This window comes from Pseudomonas sp. NMS19W (assembly GCF_051554255.1).
In the GTDB taxonomy this organism is placed as follows: Bacteria; Pseudomonadota; Gammaproteobacteria; order Pseudomonadales; family Pseudomonadaceae; genus Aquipseudomonas; species Aquipseudomonas kribbensis.
Map to the genome: position 1 here is coordinate 3,224,603 of NZ_CP136718.1, position 15,430 is coordinate 3,240,032.

14 protein-coding genes and 1 pseudogene are annotated in these 15,430 nt (G+C 60.7%); 13 read left to right on the top strand and 2 right to left on the bottom strand.

Annotated features, from left to right (window positions below; translation table 11 throughout):
- The first annotated feature begins 38 nt into the window (after positions 1–38).
- Positions 39–557: a GNAT family N-acetyltransferase gene (locus R1A29_RS14580; RefSeq protein WP_438301996.1), complete on the top strand. Its 519-nt coding sequence runs from the start codon at positions 39–41 to the stop codon at positions 555–557.
- A 1-nt stretch (position 558) separates the two neighbouring features.
- Here the strand turns inward: R1A29_RS14580 and R1A29_RS14585 are convergent, their stop codons facing one another.
- Entirely contained in the window at positions 559–1,524 is a 966-nt protein-coding gene (locus tag R1A29_RS14585; protein WP_438301997.1) for a LysR family transcriptional regulator, read from the bottom strand.
- 297 nt (positions 1,525–1,821) lie between these two features.
- On the opposite strand from R1A29_RS14585, the gene argH reads away from it, so the two are divergent.
- From argH to R1A29_RS14645, 12 genes and pseudogenes are all read left to right on the top strand, one after another.
- On the top strand, positions 1,822–3,249 hold the full coding sequence (gene argH, locus R1A29_RS14590; protein WP_438298695.1) for an argininosuccinate lyase: 1,428 nt from the start codon (positions 1,822–1,824) through the stop codon (positions 3,247–3,249).
- Positions 3,250–3,310: 61 nt separating this feature from the next.
- Positions 3,311–4,188 (top strand): annotated as a pseudogene (locus R1A29_RS14595) (amino acid ABC transporter permease).
- Between the two features lie 20 nt (positions 4,189–4,208).
- Positions 4,209–4,973 carry an amino acid ABC transporter ATP-binding protein gene (locus tag R1A29_RS14600; RefSeq protein ID WP_438298696.1) on the top strand — a complete coding sequence of 255 codons (765 nt, stop codon included), beginning with the start codon at positions 4,209–4,211 and terminating at the stop codon, positions 4,971–4,973.
- Positions 4,974–5,012: 39 nt separating this feature from the next.
- Positions 5,013–5,837 carry an ABC transporter substrate-binding protein gene (locus R1A29_RS14605; protein ID WP_438298697.1) on the top strand — a complete coding sequence of 275 codons (825 nt, stop codon included), beginning with the start codon at positions 5,013–5,015 and terminating at the stop codon, positions 5,835–5,837.
- Between the two features lie 249 nt (positions 5,838–6,086).
- Positions 6,087–6,935, top strand: coding sequence for a polysaccharide deacetylase family protein (locus R1A29_RS14610; RefSeq protein ID WP_432216701.1), 849 nt, complete (start codon positions 6,087–6,089; stop codon positions 6,933–6,935).
- A complete protein-coding gene (locus R1A29_RS14615) occupies positions 6,928–7,809 on the top strand; it encodes a polysaccharide deacetylase family protein (protein WP_438298698.1) in 882 nt (293 codons plus the stop codon). Before R1A29_RS14610 ends, R1A29_RS14615 begins: the two co-directional genes overlap by 8 nt.
- Before the next feature lie 5 nt (positions 7,810–7,814).
- Positions 7,815–9,167, top strand: coding sequence for an MmgE/PrpD family protein (locus tag R1A29_RS14620; RefSeq protein ID WP_438298699.1), 1,353 nt, complete (start codon positions 7,815–7,817; stop codon positions 9,165–9,167).
- Between the two features lie 16 nt (positions 9,168–9,183).
- On the top strand, positions 9,184–10,362 hold the full coding sequence (locus R1A29_RS14625; RefSeq protein WP_438298700.1) for an MFS transporter: 1,179 nt from the start codon (positions 9,184–9,186) through the stop codon (positions 10,360–10,362).
- A 158-nt stretch (positions 10,363–10,520) separates the two neighbouring features.
- Entirely contained in the window at positions 10,521–11,207 is a 687-nt protein-coding gene (locus R1A29_RS14630) for an HPP family protein (protein WP_438298701.1), read from the top strand.
- Positions 11,208–11,523: 316 nt separating this feature from the next.
- Entirely contained in the window at positions 11,524–11,886 is a 363-nt protein-coding gene (locus tag R1A29_RS14635) for a hypothetical protein (RefSeq protein ID WP_438298702.1), read from the top strand.
- Positions 11,887–12,169: 283 nt separating this feature from the next.
- Entirely contained in the window at positions 12,170–13,276 is a 1,107-nt protein-coding gene (locus R1A29_RS14640; protein WP_438298703.1) for an enoyl-CoA hydratase/isomerase family protein, read from the top strand.
- A 3-nt stretch (positions 13,277–13,279) separates the two neighbouring features.
- Positions 13,280–14,431, top strand: coding sequence for an acyl-CoA dehydrogenase family protein (locus tag R1A29_RS14645; protein ID WP_438298704.1), 1,152 nt, complete (start codon positions 13,280–13,282; stop codon positions 14,429–14,431).
- A gap of 225 nt (positions 14,432–14,656) precedes the next feature.
- Here R1A29_RS14645 and R1A29_RS14650 read toward each other — a convergent pair whose 3' ends face one another.
- A complete protein-coding gene (locus R1A29_RS14650) occupies positions 14,657–15,430 on the bottom strand; it encodes an enoyl-CoA hydratase (protein ID WP_438298705.1) in 774 nt (257 codons plus the stop codon).

Genomic DNA, 15,430 nt, shown 5'->3' on the forward strand with positions numbered 1-15,430 from the left:
CGGAGCTTCCCAGGATCGCAGCCATCGGCAGTACCCGCATGACCTTTCTCATTCGCCCCGCCCGGCCCGCAGACGCGGCCACCCTCCCCGCCATCGAACGTTCGGCCGCCGAACTGTTTCGTCTGGATCCTGCACTGGCCTGGCTGGCCGACAGCGACGTACCCGACGCCGCGCAGCATTTGCAGGCCATCGAGCAGGGACATGTATGGATTGCAGAAAATACTGTCGGACAACTTGCCGGTTTTTTAAGGGCCGTTGAAATCGACAACCAGTTGCACGTTGAAGAGCTGTCCGTCAGCCAACACTTTCAGGGCCAGGGCATCGGTCGCAAGTTACTCTTGGGCGTGATTGAACACGCGCGACGGCAGCAACTTGAGGCGGTCACGTTGACCACTTTCCGCGACCTGCCGTGGAATGCGCCGTTCTATCAACGAATGGGTTTTGTGCCATTGAACGAAGTGGATGCCGGGCCGCGTTTGATCGAGATACTCAGCGACGAAATCGCCCACGGTTTGCCCGGTGAGCGACGTTGCGCGATGCGATTGATGCTCGGCTGAATTACAGCGGCGCTTTCAGATCAACGCCCAACGCCTGAGCGAACGCCTTCACCAACGGACTGCGCACGGTGTTGTGACGCAGGATCAGATTGAACGGCGTGGCGATGTTGATTCGCTCCGGCAGCACTGCGCGAAACTGCCCCGCCGCCACCAGCGTGGCCGCGTAATGCCGGGGCAGGAAGCCCACAAAGCGCCCGGTCTTGATCAGCAGCGCCACGGCTTCAACCTGGGTCGCCGAAGCGGAAAAACTGTCGTAGCGGGCAAAATTGAGTTTGTCGCGATGGATCGCGTAGCGGTGGTTGATGCACTCGTAATCCTGCAGCACGTCGCTGTTCATTTGAGCTTCCGGCATGTCGAACAATGGATGGCCGACAGCGCAGTAAACCTCCGAACGTTCTTCATATAACGGGTAATAATCAAACTCTTCCCGTTTTTGATAAACCGGCACTATTCCCGCCACCAGGCGCCCTTCTACCACGCCTCTTTCCACCTCATCCAGCTGAGTGGATTGAAGTTGAAATCTTACTTTCGGCGACTCTTCATTTATCTTTTTAAGCGCAGCAACTAACGGTGAATTAAGGTCACTGATCGTATTATCAATAACGCCCACTCCAAGATCGCCAATAAGTTCGTTCTGCGCTGAACTAAGCCGATCCCGGAAGTTGTCGACCGATGCGAACAGATCAATCGACGCCTGATACACCAGACGCCCCTCTTCGGTCAGGTGAAACCCTTCACGACCCCGGGTGCACAAGCGCATACCGATACGAATTTCCAGGTCGGAGATCTGCTTGCTGATGGCCGCAAGGCCCACGTTCAGCTCGTTTTGCGCGGCGCTGAAGCCTCCCGCTTCAACCACGGCCTTGAACACCTTGAGCAGTTTGAAGTCCAGTCCGCTGAGGGCCAGTGGCGCTCGGTGAGCCGTTTTCAGCGGCGGGTTTCCGGAATTGGAAAGTGGGGTTTCCATAATGCTGATTTACCTCTGGCGCAATGTTCAACAATCTGTGTCCAACAACAAAAACATCGCCGGCTAATAATAATGATCACAGAAAACAAGCCTTGGCAACCGCCAAAAAATCCCGAACATCAGTGCCAACTCACTGATCGCCAAACATTAAAAGCTGACACTTCGATCAGCTCTTGTCTCTTTGCAACTGCCCTCTTGAAAACTGCTTTGGCCTGATTCCGCGCGCTGACTTTTCAGCGTGTTCGAAAGGCCCGGCACACCGATTTCAGTTCGCGTTACCGACGAGGAAAACAACAAATGTCTCAAACCACCGACCGTCTCTGGGGTGCCCGTTTCAAAAGCGGCCCGTCCGCAGCCCTGGCGGCCCTCTCCCGTTGCCCCGAGCGCTATTTCCGCCTGACGCCGTACGATCTGGCCGGCTCCAAGGCCCACGCCGGGGAACTGCAACGTGCCGGCCTGCTCGACGAGCAGGAAACCCGCACGATGATCGAAGCCCTGGACGGCATCGGTGCCGATTTCGCTGCCGGGCGCATCGCCCCGACGCTGGACGACGAAGACGTTCACACCTTCATCGAGCGCCTGTTGACCGAACGCCTCGGCGCTCTGGGCGGCAAGTTACGCGCGGGCCGCTCGCGCAACGACCAGACCGCCAACGATCTGCGCCTGTTCCTGCGGGATCACGTGCGTACCCTGGCCGTGGAAGTGCTGGCTCTGCAATCGGCGCTGGTGGATCAGGCTGAACAGCACGTCGAAAGCATCTGCCCGGGCTTTACCCACTTGCAGCAGGCGCAGCCGATCGTGTTCGCCCATCACCTGCTGGCCCACGCGCAATCGATGCTGCGTGACGTGCAGCGACTGGTGGATTGGGACGCGCGCACTTCGCTGTCGCCACTCGGTGCCGCGGCCATGGCCGGTTCCGCGATCGCTCGCCAGCCGCAGCAATCAGCCAAGGAAATGGGTTATGCCGGGGTCTGCGAAAACTCCATCGACGCCGTGGCCAGCCGCGATCACGTCGCCGAATTCCTGTTCATCGCCAGCATGCTCGGGATCAACATCTCGCGTCTGGCCGAAGAGTTCTGCCTGTGGTCGTCGCGCCAGTTCCGCTGGGTCGATCTGGATGACGCTTACGCCACCGGCAGTTCGATCATGCCGCAGAAGAAAAACCCGGACATCGCCGAACTGGCACGGGGCAAGGCCGGCCGCCTGATCGGCAACCTGACCGGCCTGCTCTCGACGCTCAAATCCCTGCCGCTGTCGTACAACCGCGACCTGAGCGAGGACAAGAACGGCGTGCTCGACAGCGTCGACACCCTGCTGCTGGTGCTGCCGGCGATGGCCGGAATGGTCGCGACCATGACCGTCAACGTCGAGGAGTTGCGGCGTCAGGCACCGCTGGGGTTCACCCTCGCCACCGAAGTCGCCGACTGGCTGGCGGTGCGCGGCGTGCCGTTCAAGGAAGCCCACGAAATCACTGGCGCGCTGGTGCAGGCCTGCGAAAAACACAACCTCGAATTGTGGGAAGCCTCGCCGGCGCTGCTGGCCGAGATCGACCCGCGCCTGACGGCAGATGTGCGCGACAGCCTGACCCTGGAAGCCGCCATCGCTGCCCGCAGCGGCTGGGGCGGCACCGCGCCGCAACAGGTGCGCGAACAGATCGGCCGCCTGAAAACCGCCCTCGCTGCGCAACAACAGTGGACCGAAAACTACCAAGGCTTCCGCCTCTGAGCCGGATCCCTCTCCTACCGGGAGGGGGTTGATCGAAAAGTACAGTGTACGGAGAAACACCATGAGCCAGACTCAGGCAGAACGACTCCAGGCGGAGCGCAAACTGGCGGAAAACCAGTTCGACATCACCCAGTACCAGCATGTGCCACGGCGCTATTACGGGCGAATCTTCTTCGCCACGTTGATTGTGATCGCGATCATTGGCCTGGTACGGGCCTTCGCCGAAGGCAAAATCGAATGGTCGTACATCGGCCAGTTCCTGACTTCGAAGCGATCATGTGGGGCCTGCTCAACACAATCATCATGGCCGTGCTGGCCATGGCGCTGGGCATCGTGTTCGGGGTGATTACCGCGATCATGCGCATGTCGGCCAACCCGATCCTGCGCTACGTGGCGCTGACCTACACCTGGCTGTTTCGCGGTACGCCGCTGATTCTGCAACTGCTGTTGTGGTTCAACCTGGCGCTGATCTTCCCCACCATCGGCATTCCCGGCCTGTTCGAACTCGACACCGTGAGTCTGATGACGCCGTTCGTGGCCGCCCTGCTCGGCTTGAGCATCAACCAGGGCGCCTACACCGCTGAAGTGGTGCGTGCCGGCCTGCTGTCGGTGGACACCGGCCAGTACGAAGCGGCCAAGTCGATCGGCATGCCGCGCCTGCAGGCGCTGCGCCGGATCATCCTGCCGCAGGCCATGCGCATCATCATTCCGCCGGTCGGCAACGAATTCATCGGCATGGTGAAAATGACCTCGCTGGCGAGCGTGATCCAGTACTCGGAACTGCTCTACAACGCCCAGAACATCTACTACGCCAACGCCCGGGTCATGGAGCTGCTGATCGTCGCCGGTATCTGGTACCTGGCCACCGTCACCGTCCTGTCCTTTGGTCAAAGCCGTCTGGAGCGTCGTTTCGCTCGCGGCGCCGGCAAGCGCTCGTAAGCCGCGCAGGAGAATCGAACATGAGAAGCATCGTCAAGGCTGTGGCCCTGAACAAATATTACGACCAGTACCACGCGCTCAAGGACATCAACATCGAGGTCGAGCAAGGCGAAGTGCTGTGCATCATCGGCCCGTCCGGCTCGGGCAAGAGCACCCTGCTGCGCTGCGTCAATCAGCTGGAAAAGATCGACAAGGGCGGTCTGTGGGTCGATGGCGAACTGGTGGGCTACCGCGTCGTCGGGCACAAGCTGCACGAGCTCAACGAATCGCAGATCGCCCGCCAGCGCCTGGCCACCGGCATGGTGTTCCAGCGCTTCAACCTGTTTCCGCACATGACTGTGCTGCAAAACATCATCGAAGGCCCGTGCCAGGTGCTCAAGCGTTCGCCCAAGGAGGCACACGAAGAAGCCCTGGAACTGCTGACCCGGGTCGGTCTGGCCGACAAACGCGACAGCTACCCGATCGAATTGTCGGGCGGTCAGCAGCAACGAGTGGCGATTGCCCGCGCCCTGGCCATGCGACCCAAGCTGATGCTGTTCGATGAACCCACTTCGGCACTCGACCCGGAACTGGTCGGTGAGGTGCTGTCGGTGATGCGCGATCTGGCGCAGACCGGCATGACCATGATCGTCGTCACCCATGAACTGGGCTTCGCCCGGGAGGTTTCCAACCGCATGGTGTTCATGGACGGCGGGCAGATCGTGGAGGCTGGAAGCCCCGAAGAAATACTAATAAGTCCGCAAAACCCGCGCACCCAAAGCTTCATTTCTGCCGTTCGAACCTGAGGCCCCTTTGGCCTTCACAACACTCATAAGAGAACGTCCATGAAGAACTTCGTTATCCCAGCAGTACTCGCAGGCCTGATGGCTTCCAGCATCAGCTTCGCCGCCGAATTGCCGGCCGGCATCAAGGAAAAAGGCGAGATCGTCGTCGCGATCATGCCCAACTATCCGCCGATGGACTTCAAGGATCCGGCCACCAACAAGCTCACCGGCCTTGACTACGATCTGGGCAACGCCCTGGCCGAGCGCCTCGGGATCAAGATCAAGTGGCAGGAAACCGGCTTCGAGCAAATGATCAACGCCCTGACCACCGACCGTGTGGACATCGTGCTGTCGGGCATGACCGACACTGCCGAGCGCCAGGCCAGTGTGACCTTCGTTGACTACTTCACCAGCGGCCCGCAGTTCTACACCTTGCAGAAGAACACCGCGACCAACGAAATCACCGACCTGTGCGGCAAGAAAGTCGGCACCAGCCGCCGCACCACGTTTCCGGCGGAAATCGCCGCGTGGAGCAAGGAGCACTGTGAGGCCGCAGGCAAACCGGCAATCAACGTGATCGGCACCGAAGGCTCGGCCGACGCCCGCGCCCAACTGCGCCAGAGCCGCATTGACGCGGCGATGCAGGGCAGCGAAACCCTGTCGTACCTCAAGACCCAGGAAAAGGACATGTACAAAACGGTCGGCCAGCCGATCTCCGTGCAGTTCACCGGGTTGGGTGTGAGCAAGAAGAAGCCTGAGCTGAGTGAAGCGGTGAAGGTGGCGTTGCAGAGCATGGTGGATGACGGGAGTTATGGCGCGATTCTGAAGAAGTGGGATCTGGAGTTGGGTGCCATTCAGACGGTGACCGTCAACGCCGGCAAGTAACGTTCAAGATCGCTTCCCCCTCACCCCAGCCCTCCCGAAACGTCGGACCGCCCCCAAGGGGGCGAGGGGGAAAGGAGCCGATTTGGGTGCTGTTCAAAATCTGACTTCGACTTGATTTTTTAGAACCTGAGTTCGACTCGGTTTTTCAGGTCGATGTAACCCTGAAGAACACCTCAATCGGCTCCCTCTCCCTCCGGGAGAGGGCTGGGGTGAGGGAAAGCTTGTCAATACCATCGGAGCGCCACACCCATGTCCGCCCCTCAACAACCCACCTGGCCCGACCAGCACAAAGCCTGCCTCGCCCTGGCCTTCGACCTCGACGGCCCGACCGGCGATGCGATGCTCAACGGCTCGATCTGGCGCAAACCCGAGTACTTCGGCTTCGGCGGCTACGGCCCTTACCGCGCCCTGCCACGCCTGCTGGATCTGCTCGACACCTTCAAGATCCCGACCACCTTCTTCGTCCCCGCGTGGGTCGTGGAAAATTGGCCGAAACAGTGCCAGGCCATCGTCGAACGCGGTCATGAAGTCGCCTACCACGGCTACAAACACGAGTCCTTCTACGCCCTCACGCTGGATCAGCAGCAGGCTGTGATGAACAAGTCTCGCGATATTTTCTGGCAGTACCTGCACATCCGCGCCGAGGGGTTTCGCACCCCGTCCGGCGACTGGCGCGCCGAAACCCCGGCGATGCTGGCCGACAACGGTGTCATCTATTCCAGCAGCATGCGCGGCGATGATCGCCCGTATCTGGTCAACGTCCCCGGCCACGACACGCCGCTGGTGGAGATCCCCGGCCGCTGGGAAATGGACGACTACGCCTCGCTCGCCTACACCCGCGCACCGAACTTCCCGTCCGGGCTCGACCGCACCGCCAGCTACGAACTGACCCTCGACAACTGGCAACGCGAGTACGACGGCGCGATGGACGAAGGCCTGTGTCTGACCACGCTGTTCCACCCGAAAATCACCGGCAAACCAGGGCGCATCCTGTTGCTGGAGAAACTCTTTGAACACATGCGCCAGCGCGATGACGTGTGGTTCGCCACCTGCCGCGACGTCGCCCGCTGGTGGCTGAAGGAGCATCACCATGGCTGACGCGAACAATCTCTGGCCCGCCGGCAAACGCTGCGCGGTGGTGCTGACTGTCGACTACAACGACATCCACGGCATTCTCACTCAGGCCCCGGAAGTTGCCGGGCGTGACAAGACGCTCTCGGTGTGGCGCTACGGCACGCAACGGGGTGTCGAGCGCCTGCTCGGCCTGTTCAGGGAACTCGGCGTGCACAGCAGCTGGTTCGTGCCCGGCATCGTCGCCGAGGAAAATCCGCAGCACATTGCCGCGATACAGGCTGACGGTCATGAAATCGCCTGCGCCGGTTACCGTCATCAAGATTACGACACGCTGGATTTGGCGGCACAAAGTGCGGAAGTCGCCAAAGGCTGCGCAGCGCTGGAAGCCTTGACCGGCGTACGTCCGACCGGTTTCCGGATTCCTGCGGGTAACGGCGCGCCGGACTTCATTGAGGCCTTGAAAGATCACGGCATTCATTGGTCTTCGTCATGGCGTGGCGATGACCTGCCGTTCTGTCACCCGACCGCGCCCGAAGTGGTCGAGCTGCCGCTGCATTACGAACTCGAAGACGAACCCTATTTTGCCTTCAACCTGAGCCCGGCCGTGCCGCCGGCGCAATCGCGGATCGCCTCCTACAGCCACACCCTGGGCAACCTGCAAATGGACTTCGCCGGGTTCCACCGCTTCGGCCTGTGCTATGTGCTGCGCCTGCACCCGGAAATCATCGCCACGCCGGGGCGTATCGGTGTGTTGCGTGAATTGCTGCAAGGCATTCAGCAGCATGACGACGTGTGGATCGCCACCGGCGCCGAAGTCGCACAATGGTGGAAGCAATCGGCAGCGCCGGTCGCGCAGGATCACCCGGCGTCAGTGTATGAGCGCCATTATCGGGACTAACTCGTATGACTGAACGCATGCAGCGGCTGGCGCAGTTTTGCGTCGAGACCCGCTTTGAAGATCTGCCCCCGGCGTTGGTGGAACAAGCCAAACGGCACATTCTGGATACCTTTGGCGCGGCGCTGGCCGGGGCCGACAGTGCGGTCGCGCTTCAGGCACGGCAGGTGTTCGGCGCCGAACCGGGCACCGCACTGGTCTGGGGTTCATCACTGCGTGTCGGCGCCGGGCATGCGGCGTTGCTCAACGGCATCGGCGCCCATGCGCTGGAGCTGGACGACACCGGCGGCTGCGATCATTCCGGCGCGGTGGTGCTGCCGGCGGTGATGGCGGCACTGTCGCTGGTGGATCGGCCGGTGGACGGTCGCGAGTTCATCACCGCCGTGGTGATCGGCTATGAAATCGGCCGACGGGTGCTGGAAGCCTGCGGCAGTTATTCGGCCCACAACGGCGCCGGTTGGCATTCCACCGCCACCTGCGGCGTGTTCGGCGCGGCGGCGGCCTGTGCACGGATCTTTGCGCTAGATGTCGGGCAAACCGTGTCGGCACTGGGCATTGCCGGCAGTTTCAGCGGCGGGTTGTGGGCGTTCATCCACGACGGTTCGCAAAGCAAGAAACTGCACAGCGGACGCGCTGCAGAAGGTGGATTGCTCGCGGCGCGTTTTGCTCGCGAAGGCGTCAGTGGGCCGTCGGTGTTGTTCGATGATGTCTGGGGTGGCTTTCTCAAGACCCTCGCGCCGGGTAGCGCGCAACCGGATGCGCTGGATGCTGAATTGGGCCATGTCTGGAAACTCGCGCGCTGTTCGATCAAACCCCACGCCGCGTGCCGTGGCACCCATTCGGCGATCGATGCACTCGGTTTGTTGCTGGAGCAATTGCAGATCGGCGCCGATCAGGTGGAAGACATCCAGGTGAACCTGTGCGGCTTTCTGATCGACATGTGCGGCGGTCGCGACACCCGCAGTCTGGCCGCCGCGCAGATGAGCCTGCCCTACGCCCTCGCCGCGCTACTGGTACACGGGCACTGTCGGCTTGAGGCTTACGATGAACAGCCGCGCAACGATCCGCGCATTGCTCAATGGCTGACGCGCATTCGCCTTGAAGTGGATGAGCGTCTGTCGGAGGATGGCGAGCCGGTGGTCATTGTTCGAACCCGCGACGGCCGTCAGGCGAGCCTGTGTGTCGAGGTGCCGCTGGGCGCGCCAGGCAATCCGCTGAGCGAGGCGGCGCTGGAGGAGAAGTTTTTCAGTCTGGCGTTGCGGGTGATTTCACTGGCAAAAGCCGAGCCGTTACTGGCGCATTTGCGGCAACTGCAAACGCTGGATTCCGTGCGCGATCTCGAGCACCTGTTAACCGAATAAGGACATTTGATTTTCCGTGGCCACCTACTCGCTCGTTATCCGCCGCCTGATGATCGTTTCGCTGACCATCGTCGTCAGCCGCGCCATCACCAGCCCTTTGCTCACTCTGTTTTTGAGCAACAAACTCGGCCTCAACCAACAGGACGTCGGGTTGTTGCTGGGCATCGCGGTGTTCATCGCCACCCTGCTCGCGCTGTACGGCGGCTACATCATCGACCGGCTGGAAAAACGCCGGTTGCTGATTCTGGCGATGCTCTCCAGCGCCATCGGCTTCGTGCTGCTGACCTTCGCCAAAGACCTGTACCTGACGACCGCCACCCTGGTCATCACCGAAACCGCCTCGGCTTTGTTCCTGATCGGTTCCAAGGCGATCCTCAGTGAAAACCTGCCCATGGGTCAGCGGGCCAAGGCATTTTCCCTGCGCTACACCCTGACCAACATCGGCTACGCCACCGGCCCGATGCTGGGTGTGGTGATCGCCGGGGTGTACCCGATTGCACCGTTCCTGATTGCCGCCGGCATAGCCTTCGGCAGCATCTTCCTCATGATCGGGATTCCCAGGGACGCCAGCCCGGTCGCCGCCATCGGCCAGCCGCAAAGCTTCCTGAAAACCCTGATTACCCTGAAAAACGATCGCACGCTGATCATGTTCACCTGCGGCTGTCTGCTCAGCACCGTGGTTCACGGGCGTTTCACGCTGTACCTGTCGCAATACCTGCTGGTGGTCGAAGACTCGCAGCGTGCGCTGCAAACCATGGCCGCCCTGCTCGCCTGCAACGCCATCGCGGTGATCCTGTTGCAATACCAGATCGGTCGTTTCCTCAACCGGGAAAAACTGCGCTACTGGATCGCCGCCGGCACCAGTCTGTTCATCCTCGGCCTGATCGGCTTCAGCCTCGCCGACAGCCTGGTGAGCTGGTGTATCGCCATGTTCATCTTCACCCTCGGCGAGATGATCATTTACCCGTCGGAATTCCTGTTCGTCGACACCCTGGCCCCGGAAGAATTGCGCGGCAGTTATTACGGCGCGCAGAACCTCGCAGCATTGGGCGGTGCTTTGAGTCCAGTGATCTGCGGTTTCCTGCTGATGCACACGCCGGCGCCGACCATGTTCTACGCCCTCAGCGCGCTGACCGCGATGGGCGGATTCCTGTGCTTCATGAGCGGGCGGCGAGTGGCTTTACTTCATAAATAATGCACTGAAGATGCATTTATATGAATTTGTCAGCATCGAGATTGCTTGGCACACTGTGCGCGTTCCTCCCCCAATAGTTGGAACGCTTCGAAGGACTTTCCGGATTGACGGACAAGTCCTTTTTTTGCCTTCGGTTTTCTTCAAAGGATCGCTTCTTCATGCTCGCTCGCTGGTTGCCCGCTGCCATCAACACCCGCCCCACGGAATGGAGCCGTGCCGCCATCGGCATGGCACTCGGCACGCTGTTCAGCGTGTGGGCCTGCAGTCAGGTGTTCGGCATCGAAGTGGCCTACCACCTGATCGGCCCGCTGGGTGCGTCGGCGGTGTTGCTGTTCGCCGTATCCTCCGGCGCCCTCGCCCAACCGTGGTCGATCATTGGCGGTTACCTGTGTGCGGGCGTCGTTGCGTTGTTGGTGGCTCATGTCCTTGGCCGAACGCTGGGCAGTGCTTGCCTGGCGGCGGGCATGGCGCTGATCCTGATGTGCTGGCTGCGCTGCCTGCACCCGCCGGCGGGTGCGGTGGCCTTGACCATGGTGCTGGCCGATCCGACGACCATCGCCATGGACTGGAAAGCCCTGGAACCGGTGATGCTCAGCGCCGCGTGCATGCTGCTGGCCGCTTTGGCCTACAACAACCTGACCCGAATCCGCTACCCGAAACGCCCCGCCGAACCGGCGCCGGCCGTGGCACCGGTCGATATTCAGTCCATCACGGCCGAGGATCTGAAATTGGCGCTGGCCGATATGGAGGCGTTCATCGATGTCACGCCGGAGGATCTGGAGCAGTTGATTCATGCCAGTGAATTGCATGCCAAGCGTCGGAGCATTGGCCAGGTGTTTTCCTGAAACCAGCACCACTCTTCCTATGCGTCCTTTACCTGTCGGGCGCCGCCATAATGCGTTACCAGCCATCAAACGTGTCTGGCTATAGCAAAACAGTTTCTAATCCCGTCACGATATAAAAGACTGGTATTTACGACAGTTTCAAAAAAAATCGCAGGGTTCACGATGGAAACGCGCGAAATGGACGGGCTAACGGTAGAAAAAGCCATGAGGTACATGCGGATAGCAAGCTGAGCTGCTCTCCTGTCTGTGGTGCCCCGCCTGCGCGGTAGCAAACCAAAACGAATAATGGATTAGACAGGTTCAGGAGAAACATGAGATGGCTACAATCGTAATAATGTTCTGTCCGCAAAGACGCAAGTATTCATGGGTACTGGACATGTTGAGTTATTCAGGGGTGAACAACGTTCAGTGGAGTAATTACACCTCGGGTTTCATGTTGGCCCGATTGCCTGACAACGATCCCGATGCAATCACTTTGGGGAAAATCTACAATTCGGCGACCACGGAGCAAACCTACGGATTCATATCAGCCGTTAGACCACTGTCGAACGTGAATACGGTTAATGGCAACTTCGTTAACTCTTACGCATTAGCGGTAATTGACTTGTTCCTCAAACTCGACAGCGACGTGAATTGGGAGGCAGATACAATGAAATACCTGGCAGGCCGGTACAAATGAACCAATCCCCCGCCTGCATCACCGTGCAGTCGGGGGAAAGCTGCGAAATACCGCTGCGCCATCCCCCCGCACGAACCTTTCTTGTTCGTGACTATCACACCGCCCTTCATCCGCTACCCTGAACATCCTTCCTGTCTGCACTTGCTGTGGCGCCGACCAAGGCAAAAATGCAGACACCCCATGCACATATCCCCGTTGTACACGGCAAATTTGCACTGTTACGATCCGTTAACGCCCGCGCGCGGGCTTCTCGAATAAAGACAATAAAAGCAGGGAGTTAGTGATGACTGCTCAGGCTTCATCCCCGCGGACTTCGTCCATGGATGCCACGCAAAACGAAGTGCTGGCCGAGGTTCGCAATCACATCGGTCACCTCACCCTCAACCGCCCCGCCGGCCTCAATGCTCTGACCCTCGACATGGTGCGCCAGCTCCAGCAACACCTGGATGCCTGGGCCGCCGATGCCAATATTCACGCCGTGGTACTGCGCGGTGCCGGTGAGAAAGCCTTCTGTGCCGGTGGCGACATTCGTTCCCTGTACGACAGCCACAAAAGCGGCGATACGCTGCACGAAGATTTCTTCGTCGAGGAATACGCCCTCGACCTGACGATCCACCACTATCGCAAACCGGTGCTGGCGCTGATGGACGGTTTCGTCCTCGGTGGCGGCATGGGCCTGGTGCAAGGCGCCGATCTGCGGGTGGTCACCGAAAAGAGCCGTCTGGCGATGCCGGAAGTGGCCATCGGTTATTTCCCGGATGTCGGCGGCAGTTATTTCCTGCCGCGCATTCCCGGCGAGCTGGGGATTTACCTGGGCGTCAGTGGCGAGCAGATTCGGGCGGCGGATGCGCTGTATTGCGGCCTCGCCGACTGGTATCTGGACAGCAGCAAACTCGGCATCCTCGACGAACAGCTCGATCACCTGGAGTGGCACGACACGCCGCTGAAAGACCTGCAAAACCTGCTGGCCCGCCACGCCGTGCAAACCCTGCCGGACGCGCCGCTGGAAGCCTTGCGCCCGGCCATCGACCACTTCTTCGCCTTGCCTGACGTGCCGAGCATCGTCGAGCAACTGCGCGCCGTGACCGTCGCCGACAGCCATGAATGGGCAACCACCACCGCCGACCTGCTGGAAACCCGCTCGCCGCTGGCCATGGGCGTGACCCTGGAGATGCTGCGGCGCGGTCGGCACCTGAGCCTGGAGCACTGCTTCGCCCTCGAGCTACATCTGGATCGCCAGTGGTTCGAACGCGGAGACCTGATCGAAGGCGTGCGCGCCTTGCTGATCGACAAAGACAAATCACCACGCTGGAACCCGCCGACCCTTGCCGCGCTGCACGCCGAGCACGTCGCGAGTTTCTTCCACGGTTTCGAAGAGAGCGGGAGCTGAGCCATGCACGATCTCGAATTGACCGAAGACCAGGTAATGATCCGCGACATGGCCCGGGACTTCGCCCGTGGCGAAATCGCCCCCCACGCCCATGCCTGGGAAAAGGCCGGCTGGATCGATGACGGTCTGGTGGCGAAGATGGGCGAACTGGGCCTGCTGGGCATGGTGGTGCCGGAAGAATGGGGCGGCACTTACGTCGACTACGTGGCTTATGCGCTGGCGGTGGAAGAAATTTCCGCCGGTGACGGCGCCACCGGCGCGTTCATGAGCATCCACAACTCGGTGGGCTGCGGCCCGGTGCTCAACTACGGCAGCGAAGAGCAGAAACAGACCTGGCTGGCGGACCTGGCCAGCGGCGCAGTGATCGGCTGCTTCTGCCTGACCGAACCCCAGGCCGGCTCTGAAGCGCACAACCTGCGCACCCGCGCCGAACTGCGCGATGGCCAGTGGGTGATCAACGGCGCCAAGCAATTCGTCAGCAACGGCAAACGGGCGAAACTGGCGATTGTGTTTGCCGTCACCGATCCGGATCTGGGCAAGCGCGGTATCTCGGCGTTTCTGGTGCCGACCGATACGCCGGGTTTCATCGTCGACCGCACCGAACACAAGATGGGCATCCGCGCTTCAGACACCTGCGCGGTGACGTTGAACGATTGCCGTATTCCCGAAGCGAACCTGCTGGGTGAGCGCGGCAAAGGCCTGGCCATTGCCCTGTCCAACCTTGAGGGCGGACGCATCGGCATTGCCGCGCAAGCACTGGGCATCGCCCGTGCGGCGTTTGAAGCAGCGCTGGGTTACGCCCGCGATCGGGTGCAGTTCGGCAAGGCTATCGTCGAACACCAGAGCATCGCCAACCTGCTGGCGGACATGCAGATGCAGATCAACGCGGCGCGCTTGATGATCCTGCATGCGGCGCGGTTGCGCACGGCGGGCAAACCCTGTCTGTCGGAGGCTTCGCAGGCCAAGCTGTTTGCATCGGAAATGGCTGAGAAGGTGTGCTCGTCAGCGATTCAGATTCATGGCGGATACGGGTATCTGGAGGATTACCCGGTGGAGAAGTACTACCGGGATGCGCGGATTACCCAGATTTACGAGGGGTCCAGCGAGATACAGCGGATGGTGATTGCGCGGGAGTTGAAGAACTATCAGTTGTGACTGTGTTGGCCCCTTTCCCCTCATCGGAACGCCGCCCGCCCAGCCCTCTCCCCCAGGAGAGGGAGCTGACCGAGGTGTCTGGCTTCATACATCGACCTTAAGGATCGCGTCGATTATGGATTCACAAGCGATCTTTCAAGTCGGCGTATCTCTTCAATATCCCCCAATCAGTCCCCTCTCCCTCCGGGAGAGGGTTAGGGTGAGGGGGCTTTTGAGGGCGCCGCGTTATTTGCTTTGGAACTCCGGCGACCGCTTGGCCACAAACGCCGCCATCCCTTCCTTCTGATCCTGCGTCGCAAACGCCGCATGGAACACCCGGCGCTCGAAGCGCACGCCTTCGGTCAGGTTGACTTCAAACGCGCGGTTGACGCTTTCCTTGACCATCATCGCAATCGGCAGCGACTTGCTGGCGATCACGGCAGCCACTTTCAGCGCCTCATCCAGCAGTTCATCGCTCGGCACGATCCGCGCGACGATGCCGCAACGCTCGGCTTCCACCGCGTCGATCAAACGCCCGCTCAGGCACATTTCCATGGCCTTGGCCTTGCCCACGGCGCGGGTCAGGCGCTGGGTGCCGCCCATGCCCGGCAGCACGCCGAGGTTGATTTCCGGCTGGCCGAACTTGGCGTTGTCGCCGGCCAGGATGAAGTCGCACATCAGCGCCAGTTCACAGCCACCGCCAAGGGCGAAGCCGTTGACCGCCGCGATGATCGGCTTGCGGCGGTTGGCCACGCGATCGCTGTCGCTGAACAGGTCGTCCATGTAGATCTGCGGGTAGGTCAGCTCGGCCATTTCCTTGATGTCGGCGCCGGCAGCGAAGGCTTTCTTTGAACCGGTGATGACGATGCAACCAATGTTCGCATCGGCTTCCAGGCCATCGAGGGCGCGGTTCACTTCGCTGACCAGTTGCGCATTCAGGGCATTCAGCGCCTGCGGACGATTCAAGGTGATGACGCCGACGCGGCCATGGGTTTCCAGCAAAATCGTTTCGTAACTCAT

Coding starts and splice junctions, on each gene's coding strand:
- R1A29_RS14640 (WP_438298703.1), top strand. CDS start 12,170: ATGACTGCTCAGGCTTCATCCCCGCGGACTTCGTCCATGGATGCCACG.
- R1A29_RS14645 (WP_438298704.1), top strand. CDS start 13,280: ATGCACGATCTCGAATTGACCGAAGACCAGGTAATGATCCGCGACATG.
- argH (WP_438298695.1), top strand. CDS start 1,822: ATGTCTCAAACCACCGACCGTCTCTGGGGTGCCCGTTTCAAAAGCGGC.
- R1A29_RS14610 (WP_432216701.1), top strand. CDS start 6,087: ATGTCCGCCCCTCAACAACCCACCTGGCCCGACCAGCACAAAGCCTGC.
- R1A29_RS14620 (WP_438298699.1), top strand. CDS start 7,815: ATGACTGAACGCATGCAGCGGCTGGCGCAGTTTTGCGTCGAGACCCGC.
- R1A29_RS14580 (WP_438301996.1), top strand. CDS start 39: ATGACCTTTCTCATTCGCCCCGCCCGGCCCGCAGACGCGGCCACCCTC.
- R1A29_RS14600 (WP_438298696.1), top strand. CDS start 4,209: ATGAGAAGCATCGTCAAGGCTGTGGCCCTGAACAAATATTACGACCAG.
- R1A29_RS14605 (WP_438298697.1), top strand. CDS start 5,013: ATGAAGAACTTCGTTATCCCAGCAGTACTCGCAGGCCTGATGGCTTCC.
- R1A29_RS14630 (WP_438298701.1), top strand. CDS start 10,521: ATGCTCGCTCGCTGGTTGCCCGCTGCCATCAACACCCGCCCCACGGAA.
- R1A29_RS14615 (WP_438298698.1), top strand. CDS start 6,928: ATGGCTGACGCGAACAATCTCTGGCCCGCCGGCAAACGCTGCGCGGTG.
- R1A29_RS14650 (WP_438298705.1), bottom strand. CDS start 15,430: ATGAGTTACGAAACGATTTTGCTGGAAACCCATGGCCGCGTCGGCGTC.
- R1A29_RS14635 (WP_438298702.1), top strand. CDS start 11,524: ATGGCTACAATCGTAATAATGTTCTGTCCGCAAAGACGCAAGTATTCA.
- R1A29_RS14585 (WP_438301997.1), bottom strand. CDS start 1,524: ATGGAAACCCCACTTTCCAATTCCGGAAACCCGCCGCTGAAAACGGCT.